Source organism: Streptomyces sp. NBC_00726 (assembly GCF_045161735.1).
GTDB lineage: Bacteria > Actinomycetota > Actinomycetes > Streptomycetales > Streptomycetaceae > Streptomyces.
In genome coordinates this window covers 5,263,339-5,280,665 of record NZ_CP108983.1, presented here as the reverse complement: position 1 = coordinate 5,280,665, position 17,327 = coordinate 5,263,339, and the positions used below count along the sequence as shown (strand labels likewise).

The 17,327-nt window shown below is 73.0% G+C and carries 14 protein-coding genes; 4 read left to right on the top strand and 10 right to left on the bottom strand.

The genetic code is table 11. The features are described 5' to 3' along the window. Positions 1-28 precede the first annotated feature (28 nt). Complete coding sequence (locus OG338_RS23670; RefSeq protein ID WP_405939221.1) at positions 29-1,156, bottom strand: ferrochelatase; 1,128 nt, start codon at positions 1,154-1,156, stop codon at positions 29-31. A gap of 207 nt (positions 1,157-1,363) precedes the next feature. Here OG338_RS23670 and OG338_RS23665 point away from each other — a divergent pair, with 207 nt between their 5' ends. Further along, entirely contained in the window at positions 1,364-2,686 is a 1,323-nt protein-coding gene (locus OG338_RS23665) for a D-arabinono-1,4-lactone oxidase (RefSeq protein WP_405939220.1), read from the top strand. A 7-nt stretch (positions 2,687-2,693) separates the two neighbouring features. Here the strand turns inward: OG338_RS23665 and OG338_RS23660 are convergent, their stop codons facing one another. Next, a complete protein-coding gene (locus OG338_RS23660) occupies positions 2,694-3,650 on the bottom strand; it encodes a hypothetical protein (RefSeq protein WP_405939219.1) in 957 nt (318 codons plus the stop codon). Between the two features lie 495 nt (positions 3,651-4,145). Between OG338_RS23660 and sepH the strand changes: the two genes are divergently transcribed. Then, the gene (gene sepH, locus OG338_RS23655) at positions 4,146-5,204 is read left to right on the top strand and encodes a septation protein SepH (RefSeq protein ID WP_018105380.1); all 1,059 of its coding nucleotides are present in this window, start codon (positions 4,146-4,148) and stop codon (positions 5,202-5,204) included. A 71-nt stretch (positions 5,205-5,275) separates the two neighbouring features. Here sepH and OG338_RS23650 read toward each other — a convergent pair whose 3' ends face one another. Further along, positions 5,276-6,097, bottom strand: coding sequence for a sulfurtransferase (locus OG338_RS23650; RefSeq protein WP_405939218.1), 822 nt, complete (start codon positions 6,095-6,097; stop codon positions 5,276-5,278). Between the two features lie 231 nt (positions 6,098-6,328). On the opposite strand from OG338_RS23650, the gene OG338_RS23645 reads away from it, so the two are divergent. After that, positions 6,329-7,105, top strand: a complete 777-nt coding sequence (locus tag OG338_RS23645) for a VOC family protein (protein ID WP_405939217.1) — start codon at positions 6,329-6,331, stop codon at positions 7,103-7,105. A gap of 31 nt (positions 7,106-7,136) precedes the next feature. Here OG338_RS23645 and OG338_RS23640 read toward each other — a convergent pair whose 3' ends face one another. The 4 genes from OG338_RS23640 to OG338_RS23625 form a co-directional block, all read right to left on the bottom strand. Continuing rightward, a complete protein-coding gene (locus tag OG338_RS23640; RefSeq protein WP_330314030.1) occupies positions 7,137-7,787 on the bottom strand; it encodes a thymidine kinase in 651 nt (216 codons plus the stop codon). Between the two features lie 58 nt (positions 7,788-7,845). Then, positions 7,846-9,036: an alkaline phosphatase family protein gene (locus OG338_RS23635; RefSeq protein ID WP_405939216.1), complete on the bottom strand. Its 1,191-nt coding sequence runs from the start codon at positions 9,034-9,036 to the stop codon at positions 7,846-7,848. Then, positions 9,036-9,632: a DUF5998 family protein gene (locus OG338_RS23630; protein ID WP_018520601.1), complete on the bottom strand. Its 597-nt coding sequence runs from the start codon at positions 9,630-9,632 to the stop codon at positions 9,036-9,038. The genes OG338_RS23635 and OG338_RS23630 overlap by 1 nt, the downstream gene beginning before the upstream one ends. Positions 9,633-9,721: 89 nt before the next feature. Next, positions 9,722-12,625, bottom strand: a complete 2,904-nt coding sequence (locus tag OG338_RS23625; protein ID WP_405939215.1) for a GNAT family N-acetyltransferase — start codon at positions 12,623-12,625, stop codon at positions 9,722-9,724. 173 nt (positions 12,626-12,798) lie between these two features. Between OG338_RS23625 and OG338_RS23620 the strand changes: the two genes are divergently transcribed. After that, positions 12,799-13,080 carry an HPr family phosphocarrier protein gene (locus OG338_RS23620; RefSeq protein WP_018105371.1) on the top strand — a complete coding sequence of 94 codons (282 nt, stop codon included), beginning with the start codon at positions 12,799-12,801 and terminating at the stop codon, positions 13,078-13,080. A gap of 211 nt (positions 13,081-13,291) precedes the next feature. Here the strand turns inward: OG338_RS23620 and OG338_RS23615 are convergent, their stop codons facing one another. From OG338_RS23615 to OG338_RS23605, 3 genes are all read right to left on the bottom strand, one after another. Continuing rightward, positions 13,292-13,996: a GntR family transcriptional regulator gene (locus OG338_RS23615; protein WP_405939214.1), complete on the bottom strand. Its 705-nt coding sequence runs from the start codon at positions 13,994-13,996 to the stop codon at positions 13,292-13,294. 362 nt (positions 13,997-14,358) lie between these two features. Continuing rightward, on the bottom strand, positions 14,359-15,741 hold the full coding sequence (locus OG338_RS23610; protein ID WP_405939213.1) for a M16 family metallopeptidase: 1,383 nt from the start codon (positions 15,739-15,741) through the stop codon (positions 14,359-14,361). A 26-nt stretch (positions 15,742-15,767) separates the two neighbouring features. Next, positions 15,768-17,129, bottom strand: a complete 1,362-nt coding sequence (locus tag OG338_RS23605) for a M16 family metallopeptidase (protein WP_405939212.1) — start codon at positions 17,127-17,129, stop codon at positions 15,768-15,770. Positions 17,130-17,327: the final 198 nt, after the last annotated feature.

Sequence of the window (17,327 nt, the reverse complement as noted above, 5' to 3'; positions counted from 1 at the left end):
AGGGAATCGGACGGGGAAGGGCGGGGGCTTACGCACAGGGGCTGTCGGCACCCGCGGCGGCGGGCTTGGGCGCCCGGGCCGGACAGCAGCCCACCGGGCAGAGGTCGTGGCTCGCGCCGAGCGTGCCGAGGGCGCACCGCCGCGGCTCGCGGCCCTGCTCGGCGGCGGCCCGTTCCAGGACGAGATCGCGCACGGCGGCGGCGAACCGGGGATCGGCGCCGACCGTCGCGGAGCGGCGTACCGGCAGGCCCAGCTCGGCGGCCCTGGCGGTGGCCTCGGTGTCGAGGTCGTACAGGACCTCCATGTGGTCCGAGACGAAGCCGATGGGCGCCATCACGACGGCGGGGACCCCGTCGCCGTGGAGGGCGTCGAGGTGGTCGCAGATGTCGGGCTCCAGCCACGGGATGTGCGGCGCGCCGCTGCGCGACTGGTAGACGAGCCGCCACGGGTACGCCGTGCCGGTCCGCTCGCGCACCGCGTCCACGATCAGCCGGGCCACGTCGAGGTGCTCGGCGACATAGGCGCCGCCGTCCCCGTGCGCCTCCACGGGGCCCGAGGTGTCGGCCGCCGAGGTCGGGATGGAGTGCGTGGTGAAGGCCAGGTGGGCGCCCGGACGCACCTCGTCGGGCAGGTCCGCCAGCGAGGCGAGGACACCCTCGACCATGGGCTCCACGAAACCGGGGTGATTGAAGTAGTGCCGGAGTTTGTCCACGCGCGGCACGGGAAGGCCCTCGGCCTCCAGGGCGGCCAGTGACTCGGCGAGGTTCTCGCGGTACTGCCGGCAGCCGGAGTAGGAGGCGTAGGCGCTGGTCGCCAGGACGGCGATGCGGCGGTGGCCGTCGTCGGCCATCTCGCGCAGGGTGTCGGTGAGGTACGGGGCCCAGTTGCGGTTGCCCCAGTAGACGGGCAGGTCCAGCCCGTGCTCGGAGAAGTCCTTGCGCAGCGCGTCGAGCAGGGCCCTGTTCTGGGCGTTGATCGGGCTGACGCCCCCGAACAGGAAGTAGTGCTTGCCGACCTCCTTGAGCCGTTCCTCGGGGATGCCCCGGCCGCGGGTCACGTTCGCGAGGAACGGAACCACGTCGTCCGGGCCTTCGGGGCCGCCGAAGGAGAGCAGCAGCAGGGCGTCGTAGGGGGCGGGGTCGCGCAGATCGGACATGCCGTCGATCCTGCCACTCGCGGCGGGGCGGGGTGGCACCGACGTCCGGACCGGGTGCTTCCGGCCCCCGGAGGGGTGGCGGGAGGGGTGGATGCATATGCGGGAGCCGTGAGTATGATCCCCCTCCAACCGGCCGGTAACCCGTGGTTTCCGGCCGGGGAAAGCGCCGGCTGGGTGGGCCGGTTCCTAGGGAAGGGCGCGGGGAAGATGACCGAGACCTACGCACGGACGGCGACGGGCCCGTGGCGCAACTGGGCGGGGACCGTCACCGCGCGGCCGGCCCGGACCGTGGCCCCCGCCTCCGTGGACGAGCTGGCCGAGGCGCTGCGCAGGGCGTCCGAGGACGGGCTGCGGGTGAAGCCGGTCGGCACCGGGCACTCGTTCACCGCGACCGCGGCCACCGACGGGCTGCTGATCCGGCCCGATCTGCTGACCGGCATCCGCGAGATCGACCGCAGGGCGATGACGGTGACGGTCGAGGCGGGCACCCCGCTGAAGCGCCTGAACACCGCGCTGGCACGCGAGGGCCTCTCGCTCACCAACATGGGCGACATCATGGAGCAGACGGTCGCCGGAGCCACCTCCACCGGCACGCACGGCACCGGCCGGGACTCGGCGTCCATATCCGCGCAGATACGCGCCCTGGAGCTGGTCACCGCGGACGGCACGGTGCTGAACTGTTCGGAGACCGAGAACGCCGACGTGTTCGCGGTGGCGCGGATCGGGCTCGGCGCGCTGGGCGTGATCACCGCGATCACCTTCGCCGTGGAGCCGGTCTTCCTGCTGACCGCCCGCGAGGAGCCGATGGGCTTCGACCGGGTGACGACCGACTTCGATCAGCTCGTGGCCGAGAACGAGCACTTCGAGTTCTACTGGTTCCCGCACACCGGGAACTGCAACACCAAGCGCAACAACCGCAGCGCCGGTCCCGCCGCCCCGCCCGGCAGGGTCAGCGGCTGGGTCGAGGACGAGCTGCTGTCCAACGGCGTCTTCCAGGTCGCCTGCGCGCTCGGCCGCGCCGTCCCGGCCACGATCCCCTCGATCGCCAGGATCTCCAGCCGGGCCCTGTCGGCGCGTACGTACACCGACATCCCGTACAAGGTGTTCACCAGCCCGCGCCGGGTGCGGTTCGTGGAGATGGAGTACGCGCTGCCGCGTGAGGCCGCCGTCGAGGCGCTGCGCGAGGTCCGGGCGATGGTGGACCGCTCACCGCTGCGGATCAGCTTCCCGGTGGAGGTGCGCACCGCCCCCGCCGACGACATCGCGCTCTCCACGGCGTCGGGCCGGGAGAGCGCGTACATCGCCGTCCACATGTACCGGGGCACGCCCTATCAGGCGTACTTCACGGCGGTGGAGCGGATCATGACCGCGCACGGCGGCCGCCCGCACTGGGGCAAGATCAACACCAGGGACGCCGCGTACCTCTCCGGGGTGTATCCGCGCTTCGGCGAGTTCACGGCCGTACGCGACCGGCTGGACCCGGACCGGCTGTTCGGCAACGACTATCTGCGCCGGGTGCTGGGCGACTGACGCGGGCTCACTCCCCCGTCCCGGTGCCCGCGGGCGCCGGGACGCCGTCCGTGGCCGCCGGGTCGGGCGTCGCGCTCTCGCCGCCGTCCGTGGCGCTCGGGGTGGGCGTGGGCGTGGGCGCGACGCCACCGCCCGCCGGGTCCGAGGGGGTGGGCGAGGGCGTCGTTCCCTCGGTGGGGGCTCCGCTGCGGTCCGGCTGCGGAGCGGTGCCGTCCTCGTCCTGGCCGCCGGTGCCGGGGGTGGCCGTGCCGTTCCCGTCCGGCCGGCCGGGGTTCGTCCCGTCCTGGCCGGGGCCGGTGGTTTCGGCGGGCCCGGGCGTGGAAGACCCGCTGCCGTGCCCACCGCGTACGACGGAGCCCACGGTCGTACCGTGTCCGCCGCTCAGGTCGCCGCCGGAGATCAGTTCGTACGTGGTGATGCCGGCCATCGAGACCGCGAAGACCACGGCCGCGCCGATGGCCGACCGTTTCCAGCCACGCAGCCGGGTGCCGTGCGTGGTCGCCTCGGAGAACTCCTCGTCCGGCCCGGCGCCGACGGCGGGGCCGCGCAGGAGCATCGTCTCGTCCGGCCGCGGGTCCGGGTTCGCCCGGCGCAGCACCGTCGTGGCGTCGTCCACCGCTCCCGGGCCGTCCACCGCCCCCAGCAGGACGGTCTCCCGCGGTGCGGGCTCCGGCGCACCGGTCTCACGGGTGTGGACGGTCACCTCGCGGTCCGGGTGCTTCACCTGGACCGTGACCTCGCGGATCTGCTCCCCCGTACGACGGAAGAAGTGCTGGAAGACCGAGCCGCCGCAGGTCGCCACGACGCTCATGATGCCGGCGCCCGCGATGGTTCCGTACACACCGAGCTGGGAAGCCGCCACGGCCGCCGCCACCGCGGCGACCGCACTGCCCGCCACCTGGGGCAGGCTCAGATCGATCCGCCTCTCCTTGGGTTCTATGTCGCTTTCCGGCTTCTGCACCATTTCCAGCCCTTGATTGACATCTCTCCCACCATGCACCAACTAGGGACACGCGAGCGAAGTCAAAAGTTCCGGTTGCGTGGATTGTGTGAAGCACGACACGGATCATGAACGGGAGGCGTCTGGAGGGGTAGGCCAACTCCCGCACCTCACGAGAACTTCGGCGGCGCGGCGGTCCACCCACATGGCCCGAATGGAGTACTGTGGCGAGCCCTGGGGCCGGACACCCGCGCGGGCGTCCGGAACCTTCGGGAGGGGGCCGAAGGAGGCACTCGATCCGGCGGCGCACGGCATCGCACGGCGGCCAGCTACACGGAGTGACCATCGGTCACTTTGCGTTGCGCAAGGGCTACCGTGGCATACCGGCGATCAAGGGCTCACGCCCGACACGCCGGGCAACACGGCAATGTTGTGGCAGGCTGCACCCGGGCAGGCCACACTCGACTAGCGGAAGCAGCGACGCACGTGACGTCGGCAGGCACCACCCGGGAGGTCCCCATGCCCGAACTGCGTGTCGTGGCCGTCTCCAACGACGGCACACGACTGGTGCTCAAGGCTGCGGACAGTACGGAGTACACGCTTCCGATCGACGAGCGGCTGCGAGCCGCCGTGCGCAACGACCGCGCCCGGCTCGGCCAGATCGAGATCGAGGTGGAGAGCCACCTCCGCCCGCGCGACATCCAGGCACGGATACGAGCCGGCGCCTCCGCCGAGGAGGTCGCCCAGTTCGCCGGGATCCCCGTCGACCGTGTCCGCCGCTTCGAGGGCCCCGTGCTCGCGGAGCGCGCCTTCATGGCCGAGCGGGCCCGGAAGACCCCCGTGCGCCGTCCCGGCGAGAACACCGGCCCCCAGCTCGGCGAGGCGGTGCAGGAGCGGCTGCTGCTGCGCGGCGCCGACAAGGAAACCGTCCAGTGGGACTCCTGGCGCCGCGACGACGGCACCTGGGAGGTCCTGCTCGTCTACCGGGTCGCGGGTGAGCCGCACTCGGCGAGCTGGACGTACGACCCGCCGCGCCGGCTGGTCCAGGCCGTGGACGACGAGGCCCGTTCGCTGATCGGCGAGACGGACGAGGTCGCCGCGCCCGAGCCCAGCTTCCCGTTCGTGCCCCGGATCGCCCGGCTGCCGCGCGACCGGCCGCTGGACCGCGCGCTGGACCGGCAGATCGAGCGTCCGGCCCCGCCGCCGCCCCCGGAGCCGGAGGAGCGGATCGCCGGGGTGACCGCGAGCGAGCGGGATTCCCTCACCAGCCTGCTGGAGGCGGTGCCCAGCTTCCGCGGTGACATGGTCGTACCGGAGCGGCCCGCGCCGCCCGAGCCCCCGGCGATCGAGCCGCCGGAGCGGGAGCCGGAGGCCGAGGAGCCGCCGGCCGCGTCGGCCGGAGCGGGCTCCGCTTACGCGGACGTCCTGATGCCGCGCGCGGTCGCCGGTCACCGCGACCGGCTGACGGGGACGACGGACCGGCAGGCCGAGGCGGACGGGGTCCGGCCCGGGCGCCGGGCCGCGGTGCCCAGCTGGGACGAGATCGTCTTCGGCACTCGCCGCAAGAAGCAGGACTAGACGGCATGCCAAGGGCCCGTACGCGAGCGCGTACGGGCCCTTGCGCGTCGTCCTCGCGCGACGGCGTGCCGTTACCTGGGGTCGGGTCCGGTGGCGACCGGGCGCGACTCATCGGCGGACCAGTCCGACCAGGAGCCCGCGTAGAGGGCGGCCCGGTGTCCGGCGAGCTCCAGTGCCAGCACCTGCTGGGCCCCGGAGACGCCCGAGCCGCAGTAGACGCCGACCTCCCCTTCGACGCCCAGCCCGGCGAACCGGGCGGCCAGGCGCTCGGGGCTCAGAAAGCGGCCGTCCGCGTCCACGTTCTCGCCGGTCGGCGCGGAGAGCGCGCCGGGGATGTGGCCGCCGACCCGGTCGATGGGTTCCACATCGCCCCGGTAGCGCTCGGCCGCCCGCGCGTCGAGCAGGACACCCGAGCGGGCCAGGGCGGCGGCGCCGTCCGCGTCGAGCAGCGGCAGCGCTCCCGGGGCTGGCGCGAAGTCGCCCTCGGCCGGGTCCGGGGTCTCCTTGGACAGCTCCCCCGGCCAGGCCGCGAGACCACCGTCCAGCACTCGTACGCCGGTATGCCCCGCCCAGCGCAGCAGCCACCAGGCCCGGGCGGCCGCCCAGCCCTGACCGCCGTCGTAGACGACGACCGGGTGGTCCTGGCGGACTCCGGCGCGGCGCATCGCGGCGCCGAACTCCTCCGGGTCGGGCAGCGGATGGCGGCCGCCGCTGCCCGCCGGGCCGGCCAGCTCCGCGTCGAGGTCCACGAAGACCGCGCCGGGGATGTGCCCGGCCTCGTAGTCGGGCCGGCCGTGCGGGCCGCCCAGCTGCCAACGTACGTCCAGGAGCACCGGCGGACGCGGTCCCGCCAGTTCGCTCGCGCATTCGGATGCGGAGATGATGGGCTTCATACGTGCCATCCTCGCGCAGACGCCCGGCTGCCCGTAACAACGGCCAAGCACTTATACCGGGACAAACCGGTCCGACTGGGACGAGATCCCGGACATGACGGCGCGGCCGGAGCGCATCCCGCGCCCGGTGGTGCAAGCATCTGCACGGGGCGTACACGACTCGCACCGCACCCCGGCGCGCCGGCCCCGTTTTCCCGTACGGCCACCACGATGGTCCGAGGAGAGTGACCGATGACCGAGGCTGCCGCTCGGCGTACACCCGGAACACCTTGCTGGGTGAGCCTGATCGTGCACGGCCTGCGCACGACCCAGAACTTCTACGCCGAGCTGTTCGGCTGGGAGTTCGGACCCGGCCCCGAGCAGCTCGGCCCGTACGTACGGGCGCTGATCGACGGGAAGGGGGTCGCGGGCATCGGCCAGCTGCCGCCGGACCGGCATCTTCCGATCGCCTGGACGACCTATCTGGCCACCGACGACGCCGATCAGACCGCGGAGGCCATCCGGGCCTGCGGCGGCACGGTCGGCGTCGGGCCGATCGACGCGGGCGATGCGGGCCGCATGGCCATCGCCTCCGACCCGGGCGGGGCCGTCTTCGGGATCTGGCAGGGCGCCGCGCACATCGGCACCACGCTGGCCGGGACGCCCGGTACCCCGGTCTGGAACGAGCTGGTGACCCGGGAGACGTCGACGGTCGCCAAGTTCTACCAGGCGGTCTTCGGCTACGAGACCAAGGCCGTCGTCTCGGCGGACTTCGACTACCAGACCCTGCATCTCCAGGACCGTCCGGTCGCCTCGCTGCACGGCGTCGGCCACGCACTGCTGCGCGACCGGGGGCCGCACTGGATGACGTACTTCGAGGTGGCCGACACGGACGAGGCCGCGCAGCAGGTCGCGGAGCTCGGCGGGCAGGTTCTGAGCCCGCCGCGGGAGGGCCCGAGCGGCAGGGTCGCGACGGTCACGGACCCGGAGGGCGCGGTCTTCACGATCCAGCGCACGGCGGCACGCTGAGGGTTCGACCGGACCGGGGGCGGGCCGGGCGTCAGGCGGAGCTCACCGGCAGGACGTCCGGGGAGAGCGCGGCCGCCTGGGCGGATGCCGCGGTCGCGCGGCGGCGGTGATGGCGGCGGCACAGGACCTCGTAACCGACCTCGCCCGCCGGGCGGTTCACATCGCCGACGACGACCTGTGCGCCCTCCACGACCATCTCGCCGTCCACGGTCCGGGCGTTGTGCGTGGCGCGGGCGCCGCACCAGCAGAGGGCTTCGACCTGGAGCTGTTCTATGCGGTCGGCGAGCTCGACCAGCCGCTGCGAGCCGGGGAAGAGCCGGGTGCGGAAGTCCGTTGTGATGCCGAAGGCGAAGACGTCCATCTCCAGGTCGTCCACGACCCGGGCCAGTTGGTCGATCTGGGCCGGGGCCAGGAACTGCGCCTCGTCCACGATCACGTAGTCGACCCGGCCGCCCTTGGACAGCTGGGCGACGAGATACGCGTACAGGTCCATGTCCTCGTCGGCCTCGACGGCCTCCGTGACCAGGCCGAGGCGGGACGAGAGCTTCCCCTCCCCCGCCCGGTCGTCCCGGGTGAAGATCACGCCCTGCAAGCCCCTCGCCGAGCGGTTGTGGCCGATCTGGAGGGCCAGGGTGCTCTTTCCGCAGTCCATCGTTCCGGAGAAGAACACAAGCTCGGGCATGAGGGGTTGAGCACCTTTCGGGACGGGAAGAGGGAGCGGCCGGTCGGGGCGGAACGGGCTACGAGCGTACTTCGAGCAGCGGGACGAACTGCTCGACGGGGGTCATGGAGCCGTGCATGCCCACCATGGCCGACTCATGCGGCTCGTTGCGCGAGGCGGTGATCACTACGTCGTCGTGGGCGGCGGCGACCACGTCGCCGATCCTGCCGTACACCCGCTCGTCGACACGGGGGCCGAACCAGCCCGCCGTGACGGCCTCGTCCCGGCTCGCCACCCAGAACTGCTCGCCCAGCACCTCGCGCCAGACGGCCAGCACGTCGGAGGCTGCGCCCGGGACCGCGTACACATGCCGTGCCCGGCCCTCGCCGCCGAGCAGCGCGACGCCGGCGCTCAGCTCCCAGTCCTCGTCGAAGTCGATCCGGGACTGCTCGTCGAAGGGGATGTCGATCATGCCGTGGTCGGCGGTGATGTAGAGCGCCGAGCGCGCCGGAAGCTGCTCGGCCAGGCGCCGGGCCAGCCCGTCGACGTACATCAGCTGTCCGCGCCAGGCGTCGGAGTCGGTGCCGAAGCGGTGCCCCTTGCCGTCGACCTCGCTGTAGTACGTATAGACGAGCGAGCGGTCGCCGGCGGCCAGCCGTTCGGCGGCGGTGTCCATCCGCTCCTCGCCACTGAGCCGGCCGAGGAAGGAGCCGCCGCTCAGCGCGACCTTGGTCAGCGGGGTCTGCTCGAAGGCCGGGGCGGAGACCTGGGCGGTGCGCACACCGGCGGCGTCGGCGAGCTGGAAGAGGGTGGGGTGGGGCTGCCACGCCTTCGGCGGGGTCCACGGCTTCCAGCGGAGCTGGTTCATCAGCTCGCCGGTTTCGGGGTTACGGACGGTGTAACCGGGAAGGCCGTGCTCGCCGGGGGGCAGGCCGGTGCCGACGGAGGCCAGCGAGGTCGCCGTGGTGGCCGGGAAGCCGGCCGTGACCGGGCGGCCGGTGCCGCCGCGCGAGGTCGGCAGCAGCGAGTGCAGGAACGGGGCCTCGTCGGGGTGGGCCTTGATCTGCTCCCAGCCGAGGCCGTCGATCAGGAAGACGCAATTCCGGTCGGCGGGGGCGAGTTCGCCGATGGCCGCGTCGAAGCCGGGCACTTCCTGGCCCGCGAGCAGGGTCGGCAGCAGGTCGGCCAGCGAGCCACTGCCGTACTCCGGGACGGGCGCGGTGTCGACGGGCAGCGGGACGAAGTCGTCCTGCCAGGCCGGCTGGACCATCAGCGACCGGCCGCGGGGGTCGCGGCCGTGGCCTCGGAGAGCGCCTGCGCGAAGGCGAGGGTCTGGCGCACGGTGTCCGGGCCGTCGCCGGCCTCGCTGACCCGCAGGCTCAGGTCGTCGGCGGTGGTGCTGCCGGTGTAGCCGTGGTCCGCCTCGCAGTTCGGGTCGCCGCAGGCGGCGGGCTCCAGGTCGATCCGGGAGACCGCGCCCCAGCCGATGGTCAGGACGACCTCGCGGGGCAGGGTGCCCGGAACGTACTTCTCCGGATTGGCGACGACGCGGCTGACCACGACCGAGGAGATCCGGTCCAGCTTGACCGACTCCGTCGAGGTGGTGGCGTACGGCGACGGGGAGCTGGTGTCCGCGTTCTGCTCGTCGGTGTGGCTGACGATGAAGCGGGTGTCCGTGAGCACCAGCACCGTGACGTGCCGGCGCACCTCGTTGGAGTCGAAGGTCGTCTCCTGGTGCACCAGATACGAAGCGACCGGCTCACCGCCCACGGCGGCCTCCACCGCCTCGGCCACGAGGGCCGGGTAGTAGCCGCTGCGCTCGATCGCCGCGCGCAGCCCCTGGGTCGTCGTACCGGTCTTAGCCATGGGAACCATCCTACGGGGGCCGGATGGCTGCCGGGGACGCCGCCGGAGCCCCGCCCCGGCCGGTCCGGGGGACGCGAGCGGGGGCCGGGTCAGTAGTTGGAGAGGCGGCGCGGGCCGAGGTCGTTCCGGGCCGGGGGCGGCGAGAGGCGGACGCTCGCCCCGAGCACGGTGAGGCCCTGCGGGGCGACCACGACCGGTTCCAGGGCGATCGAGACCACCTCGGGATGGTCGTCGACCAGCCGGGACACCCTCAGCAGCAGCTCCTCCAGCGCGGCGGTGTCCACCGGCGCCGCACCCCGCCAGCCGAACAGGACCGGGGCCGCGCGGATGGACCTGATCAGCTCGGCGGCGTCGCGGTCGGTGGCCGGGACCAGACGGTGGGCGGTGTCGCCGAGCAGTTCGGAGGGCGCCCCGGCCAGACCGAAGGAGAGCACGGCGCCCGCGGCCGGGTCGATGGTGGCCCGTACGACGGTGTCGACGCCGCGCGGCGCCATGGCCTGGACCACGGGCCGCAGCTCCGCCGGCTTGCCGAGCAGCTCGGTGAGATCCCCGTACGCACGGCGCAGCGCCGCCTCGCTGTCCAGGTCCAGACGTACGCCGCCGAGGTCGGCCCGGTGCCGCAGATGCGGCGCGGTCGTCTTGAGCGCCACCGGATACCCGAGCCGGGCGGCCGCCGCCACCGCTTCCTCCGGACCGGGGGCGGGCAGCGTGGGGCGCACGGCGATCCCGTAGCAGGCGAGCAGTTCGCGGGCCTCGTCATGTCCGAGCTGCCGGCCGCGCGGGTCCGGGTCCGCACCGAGCAGCGCGTCGATGAGGGCAGCGGCGCCCGGGGCGTCGGTGGTGTCGTCCAGAAAGTCGGGCACCTTACCGGGCACCGCCGCCTGCCGCCGCCACTGCGCGTACCGCACGGCCTCGGCGAGCGCCCGCACGGCGCGCTCGGCGGCGGGGTAGGCGGGGATACGGCCTGGGCGGGGGGTGGTCTGGGGGGTGCTGGTGTCCGTGGCGGGGGGCGGTGTGGCGGACGGCGCGGTGGGCCGCGCGGGGGGTGTCGCCGTCGCGAGGGGCCGGGTGGGGGGTGTCGCCGTCGCGAGGGGCCGGGTGGGCGGGCGCGGCGGCGCCACCGTGCTGGTGGCCGCCGACAGCGCCTCCGCAAGGCCGCCGATCTCGACGTGGACCACGGCGACCGGCTTGGCCGGTCCGGCGGCGGCCGCCGCGTGCAGGGCGGTGGCCAGGACCTCGCCGTCGCCCGACTCCGCCTCACCGTTCTCGCCGACCCAGGGGATCGCCGTCACGATCACGGCGTCGCACGCCCCGTCGGCCAGCGCCGCCGACAGCGCGTCCCGGAAGTCCTGCGGAGTGGCGGACGTGGTGAGGTCGATGGGCGGGCGCGGGCGAAGCCCCTCGGCGAGGCACACGTCGTACGTGAGCAGCCCCAGGGACTCCGAGTTGCCGAGGATCGCGACGCGTCCGCCCGCCGGGAGCGGCTGGTCGGCGAGGAGCAGCCCGGCGTCGACCATCTCCGTGACCGTGTCGACGCGGATGACGCCCGCCTGCCGCATCAGCGCGGAGACCGTGGAGTCGGGGATGCGGCTGATGGGGACGGCGTGGCCGGGCGGGGTGGAGCCGCTGTGCCGGGCGCCCTTGACCACGACCACCGGCTTCACAGCGGCGGTACGGCGGGCGAGGCGGGTGAATTTGCGCGGGTTGCCCAGCGACTCCAGGTAGAGCAGGGCGACATCGGTGTCCGGGTCCTCGTACCAGTACTGAAGGAAGTCGTTGCCGGAGATGTCGGCCCGGTTGCCGGCCGAGATGAAGGTGGAGAGGCCGGCGCCGCGCCGGTAGAGCCCGGAGAGGAGCGCGATGCCGATGGCGCCGGACTGGGTGAACAGGCCGATGCGCCCGGAGGCGGGCCGGTCCGGGGCGAGCGAGGCGTTGAGCCGGACCGCCTCGGAGTTGTTGATGATGCCGAACGCGTTCGGTCCGATGATCCGCATGCCGTACGAACGGGCCTGGCGCACCAGTTCCCGCTGACGCTCGCGGCCCTCGGCGCCCCACTCGGCGTAGCCGGCGGAGAGGACCACCAGCCCCTGGACGCCGTGCTCACCGCAGTCCGCGACGGCCTCCGGGACCCGGTCGGCGGGCACGGCGACCACCGCCAGGTCGACCGGCTCGCCGATCTCGCCCAGGGAGCGGTGCGCGGGGACCCCGTCGATGGTGCCCTGCTCCGCGGAGAGGGCGCTGTTGACCGCGTGGACGCGGCCGGTGAAGCCCGCGCCGAGCAGGTTGCGCAGGACCGTGCGGCCGACGCCGCCGGGGGTGCGGCCGACGCCGATGACGGCGACGGAGCCGGGGGCGAGCAGCCGTTGCACGGACCTGGCCTCGGCGCGCTGTTCACGGGCGCGCTGGACGGCGAGGGATTCGGCGGTGGGTTCGAGGTCCAGGGTGAGGTGGACGGAGCCGTCCTCGAAGCTGCGCTGCTGGGTGTAGCCGGCGTCCCGGAACACCTTGATCATCTTGGTGTTGGCGGGCAGCACTTCCGCGGCGAACCGCCGGATGCCGCGTTCGCGGGCGACGGCCGCGATGTGTTCGAGGAGGGTCGAGGCCACGCCCCGGCCCTGGTGGGCGTCCTGGACGAGGAAGGCGACCTCGGCCTCGTCGGCGGGGGCCGAGGCGGGCCGGCCGGTCGCGTCGATCCGGTCGTAGCGGACGGTGGCGATGAACTCGCCGCCCACCGTGACGGCCAGACCCACCCTGTCGACGTAGTCGTGATGGGTGAAGCGGTGGACATCCTTGGCCGAGAGCCGGGGGTAGGGCGCGAAGAAGCGGTAGTACTTCGACTCGTCGGAAACCTGCTCGTAGAAGCTGACCAGGCGCTCGGCGTCGTCCGTGGTGATCGGCCTGATCCGCGCGGTGCCGCCGTCGCGGAGCACCACGTCCGCCTCCCAGTGATCGGGGTAGGCGTGATGCGGACTCTGCTCCGGAGAGGGCTGCATGAGGAAAGCCTACGGCTGTCGCACGGGTCGCGGCGGTGCCGGGGCCGGGGCAGTCTGAGGTCTCCGGACGACCGTGGGCGCGGCGCCCGGGAGGGCCCGCGGGTCTGCCCGGAGCATCGCGCACCACATGAGACACTGGTCTAGACAACCGTTGATTCTTGAAGGGCAGAACCATGGCTGAGCGCCGCGTAAACGTCGGTTGGGCCGAGGGCCTGCACGCCCGCCCCGCTTCCATCTTCGTCCGTGCCGCCACGGCCTCCGGCGTCCCCGTCACCATCGCCAAGGCGGACGGCAACCCGGTGAACGCGGCCTCCATGCTCGCGGTGCTCGGTCTCGGCGCCCAGGGCGGCGAGGAGATCGTGCTCGCGTCCGACGCGGACAACGCCGAGGCCGCCCTGGACCGCCTGGCGAAGCTGGTCGCCGAGGGTCTTGAGGAGCTTCCGGAGACCGTCTGAGCCCGAGCGGCCGGCACCGCCGGAATTCTTACGGGAAAGCCGCGGCCCCCCGCATGGGGCGCCGCGGCTTTTGCGTGCGCGGGCCGAAGCCATGACGGCGCGGACCGAATGGACGGACACGGGCCGAATAGGCGGACACGGACCGGATAGGCGGACGACTCCTTTTCCGGTTTTTTTACACGCGCCTTTCTTTATTTGTACGCGCCCTTTGTTAATTCCGGCCGCTCGCGGTGTTTACGGCACGTTGCGAAGCCCTCACACGGCCGGCCCGGGGCACGGTGGCGGGGCGGGCGGTGCGGCGGAGCCGGTGCGCGGCGCCGTGACGTTCGGCGAGCTGCGCGGCCAGGGCACGCGCCCGCTCCGCGTCCCCGCGCGCCACGGCGTCCACGAGGGCGCCGTGCTCGGCCCAGGCTTCGGCCGGGCGGGCCGGCTGCTCGACCGCGTACATCCAGGCGATCTTGTGGCGGAGCTGGGTGAGCAGGGCGATGAGGCCGGGGCTGCTGGACGCCTGGGCCAGCGTCTCGTGGAACCAGCCGGCCAGGGAGCGCAGGTCCTCGCCCTCACCCCGGCGGGCCCGCTCCTGGCCGAGCCTGACCAGGCCGCGCAACACCTTGAGGTGGGCGTCCGTCCGGCGCTGGGCCGCGCGGGCCGCGCTCAGCGGTTCCAGCAGCATGCGGACCTCCAGGAGGTCAGCGGCCTCCTGCTCCGAGGGCTCGGCGACGCAGGCTCCGGCGTGTCTCCGGGTGACGACGAAGCCCTCCGACTCCAGGGTGCGCAGCGCTTCCCGTACCGGGACGCGGGAAACCCCGTAACGCCGTGCGAGCACCTCCTCGGTGAGCCGGCTGCCGCGTTCGAAGACACCGGAGATGATGTCGTCACGGATTGCCGTGCATACCGAATGCGCCGGAACACGCATGTCCGAACCTCCGCCTCAATCCCCGCGAACAGCGGCCGATCGACACCTCTGGCGTGACTCTATTGCAATGCGCTCGCATTTCCGATGCCGGGCGGGAATTCATGAATATCTTTTGGCCGCGGCCGGGCGGCGGAAGGTGTGAGGGGAGGCGCGGGAACGGCGAAGGCTGCCCGGTACGTCACGGATGTACGTACGAGTGGCGGACAGCGGACCCGACGCTAAGCGGACGGACTTCCCGCCACCAAACGGACAGGGGGTTTTGTAGCGCGTCCCACAGAGGAGGGTCCGGCGCGACCGCGCGCCGGACCCTCCTCGGGCCGGACTTTCCTCCGCCACCCGTTTTGAACGGGCCGGGTGGCAGATCAGCCCGTGACGACCGATACCTCTCCGATGCCGAGTGCCTTGACCGGCTCCTCGATGCGCGAGGCGTCACCGACCAGGACCGTGACCAGCCGGTCCACCGGGAAGGCGCTGACCACGGCCGCGGTCGCCTCGACAGTGCCGGTCTCGGCGAGGCGGGCGTACAGCGTCGCCTGGTAGTCGTCCGGGAGGTGCTGTTCCACCTGGTCGGCGAGGGTGCCCGCGACGGAGGCCGCCGTCTCGAACTTCAGGGGCGCGACGCCCACGAGATTCTGCACGGCCGTCTCGCGCTCGGCGTCCGTCAGGCCCTCGGCGGCCAGCGTCCGCAGGACCTTCCACAGGTCGTCCAGCGCCGGTCCGGTGGACTCGGTGTCCACGGAACCGCTGATGGCGAGCATCGCGGCGCCCGTCGCACCGGAGGCGGAGTCGGCGGCGCCGGAGCGGAGCACCTGGGCGAAGGCCCGCACGCCGTAGGTGTAGCCCTTCTCCTCACGCAGCACCCGGTCGAGCCGGGAGGTCAGCGTGCCGCCCAGGCAGTAGGTGCCGAGGACCTGGGCGGGCCACACGCTGTCGTGGCGATCGGCGCCGATGCGGCCGATCAGCAGCTGGGTCTGCACCGCGCCGGGGCGGTCCACGATGATCACCCGGCCGGTGTCGTCGGCCGTGATCGGCGGGACGGGACGGGGCTCGGCGGCGTTTCCGGACCAGTCGCCGAGGGTGTCGGCGAGCAGCGCGTCCAGGTCGATGCCGGTGAGGTCGCCGACGACCACGGCGGTCGCGGTGGCGGGGCGGATGTGCGCGTCGTAGAAGGCGCGCACGGCCGCGGCGTCGATCCGCTCGATGGTCTCCTCGGTGCCCAGGCGCGGGCGCGACATGCGGGCCGTGGCCGGGAAGAGCTCCTTGGAGAGCTGCTTGGCAGCGCGGCGGGCCGGGTTGGCCTGCTCGTGCGGGATCTCGTCCAGCCGGTTGCGCACCAGGCGCTCGATCTCGCTGTCGGCGAAGGCCGGCGCCCGCAGCGCCTCGGCGACCAGGCCGAGCGCCTTGGCCAGGCGGGAGGCCGGGACCTCCAGGGAGACCCGGACGCCGGGGTGGTCGGCGTGGGCGTCGAGGGTGGCGCCGCACCGCTCCAGCTCGGCGGCGAACTCCTCGGCGCTCTGCTTGTCGGTGCCCTCGGACAGGGCACGCGACATGATCGTGGCCACGCCGTCCAGGCCCTCGGGCTCGGCGTCCAGGGGGGCGGCGAGGAAGATCTCGACGGCGACGACCTGCTGGCCGGGGCGGTGGCAGCGCAGGACGGTGAGGCCGTTGGGCAGGGAGCCCCGCTCGGGTGCGGGGAAGGCCCAGGGCCGGGCCACGCCGGGTGCGGGCTGGGGGTGGTACTGCATCGAAACTCCAGTCGCGGCAGCGTCGGTCACTGGTCCGCCCCTTCGTGCGCGTCGGTGTCGGTGGCGGCGTCGGCCTCTTCGGCGGGCTCGACCGGTTCGTAGACCAGGACCGCCCGGTTGTCGGGCCGCAGCTGCGCCTGCGCGGCGGCCTTGACCTCCTCGGCCGTGACGTCGAGGACCCGGTTCACAGCGGACAGCGCGAGCTGCGGGTCGCCGAACAGCACGGCATACCGGCAGAGTTCGTCGGCGCGGCCCGCGACCGTACCGAGGCGGTCCAGCCATTCGCGCTCCAACTGGGCCTGGGCGCGCTCCATCTCCTCGGCCGTGGGGCCCTCCTCGGCGAACCGGGCCAGCTCCTCGTCGACCGCGGCCTCGATCTCCGCCACCTCCACGCCGCCGGACGTCTTGACGTCCAGCCAGCCCAGGGAGGGCGCGCCGGCGAGCCGGAGCAGTCCGAACCCGGCGGCCACGGCCGTACGGTCGCGCCGGACCAGGCGGTTGTGCAGCCGGGACGACTCGCCGCCGCCGAGCACGGTCAGGGCGAGGTCCGCGGCGTCGCACTCGCGGGTGCCGTCGTGGGGCAGCCGGTACGCGGCCATCAGGGCGCGCGCCGGCACCTCCTCGCGTACCTCCTCACGCAGCTGGCCGCCCATGATCGTGGGCAGCGAACCGTCGCGCGGCGGCTGCTTGCCGTCGTGGGAGGGGATGGAGCCGAAGTACTTCTCGATCCAGGCGAGGGTCCGCTCGGGGTCGATGTCGCCGACGACCGAAAGCACCGCGTTGTTCGGCGCGTAGTACGTACGGAAGAAGGCGCGGGCGTCCTCCAGGGTCGCCGCGTCCAGGTCGGCCATGGAGCCGATCGGGGTGTGGTGGTACGGGTGGCCCTCGGGGTAGGCCAGCGCGGTCAGCCGCTCGAACGCGGTGCCGTACGGGACGTTGTCGTAGCGCTGGCGGCGCTCGTTCTTGACGACGTCGCGCTGGTTCTCCATGGACTCCTCGTCGAGCGCGGCGAGCAGCGAGCCCATCCGGTCGGCTTCGAGCCACAGGGCCAGCTCCAGCTGGTGCGTGGGCATCGTCTCGAAGTAGTTGGTCCGCTCGAAACTGGTGGTGCCGTTGAGCGAACCGCCGGCACCCTGCACCAGCTCGAAGTGTCCGTTCCCCTTGACCTGGCCGGAGCCCTGGAACATCAGGTGCTCGAAGAGGTGGGCCAGGCCCGTACGGCCCTTGACCTCGTGGCGTGAGCCGACGTCGTACCAGAGGCACACCGCCGCGACCGGGGTCAGATGGTCCTCGGAGAGCACCACGCGCAGGCCGTTGGCCAGACGGTGCTCGGTCGCTGTCAAGCCGCCGGAGCCGGCCTGGGCTGTGGCCGTGTGACCCATGGGCATGTACGTCCCTTCGATCGCGCTACTGGATGTCCATATGAAGAAGCCGCTGCGGGAGGCTGCTTCGAAGATTGCTTCAAGACACCCGCCACTGTATGCAAGCGAACCGGCACCTGCCGAAGTTCCCGTGTGACGAAGCTGCGAGCGAAATTCCCCGGAAGGTGGTCCTCCGCCGCCTCGGGACGGACGTCGAGGGGGCTT

Bases quoted from the DNA above. Each gene is read 5' to 3' on its own strand.
- OG338_RS23670 (WP_405939221.1), bottom strand. From the start codon at position 1,156: ATGTCCGATCTGCGCGACCCCGCCCCCTACGACGCCCTGCTGCTGCTC.
- OG338_RS23665 (WP_405939220.1), top strand. From the start codon at position 1,364: ATGACCGAGACCTACGCACGGACGGCGACGGGCCCGTGGCGCAACTGG.
- OG338_RS23660 (WP_405939219.1), bottom strand. From the start codon at position 3,650: ATGGTGCAGAAGCCGGAAAGCGACATAGAACCCAAGGAGAGGCGGATC.
- sepH (WP_018105380.1), top strand. From the start codon at position 4,146: ATGCCCGAACTGCGTGTCGTGGCCGTCTCCAACGACGGCACACGACTG.
- OG338_RS23650 (WP_405939218.1), bottom strand. From the start codon at position 6,097: ATGAAGCCCATCATCTCCGCATCCGAATGCGCGAGCGAACTGGCGGGA.
- OG338_RS23645 (WP_405939217.1), top strand. From the start codon at position 6,329: ATGACCGAGGCTGCCGCTCGGCGTACACCCGGAACACCTTGCTGGGTG.
- OG338_RS23640 (WP_330314030.1), bottom strand. From the start codon at position 7,787: ATGCCCGAGCTTGTGTTCTTCTCCGGAACGATGGACTGCGGAAAGAGC.
- OG338_RS23635 (WP_405939216.1), bottom strand. From the start codon at position 9,036: ATGGTCCAGCCGGCCTGGCAGGACGACTTCGTCCCGCTGCCCGTCGAC.
- OG338_RS23630 (WP_018520601.1), bottom strand. From the start codon at position 9,632: ATGGCTAAGACCGGTACGACGACCCAGGGGCTGCGCGCGGCGATCGAG.
- OG338_RS23625 (WP_405939215.1), bottom strand. From the start codon at position 12,625: ATGCAGCCCTCTCCGGAGCAGAGTCCGCATCACGCCTACCCCGATCAC.
- OG338_RS23620 (WP_018105371.1), top strand. From the start codon at position 12,799: ATGGCTGAGCGCCGCGTAAACGTCGGTTGGGCCGAGGGCCTGCACGCC.
- OG338_RS23615 (WP_405939214.1), bottom strand. From the start codon at position 13,996: ATGCGTGTTCCGGCGCATTCGGTATGCACGGCAATCCGTGACGACATC.
- OG338_RS23610 (WP_405939213.1), bottom strand. From the start codon at position 15,741: ATGCAGTACCACCCCCAGCCCGCACCCGGCGTGGCCCGGCCCTGGGCC.
- OG338_RS23605 (WP_405939212.1), bottom strand. From the start codon at position 17,129: ATGCCCATGGGTCACACGGCCACAGCCCAGGCCGGCTCCGGCGGCTTG.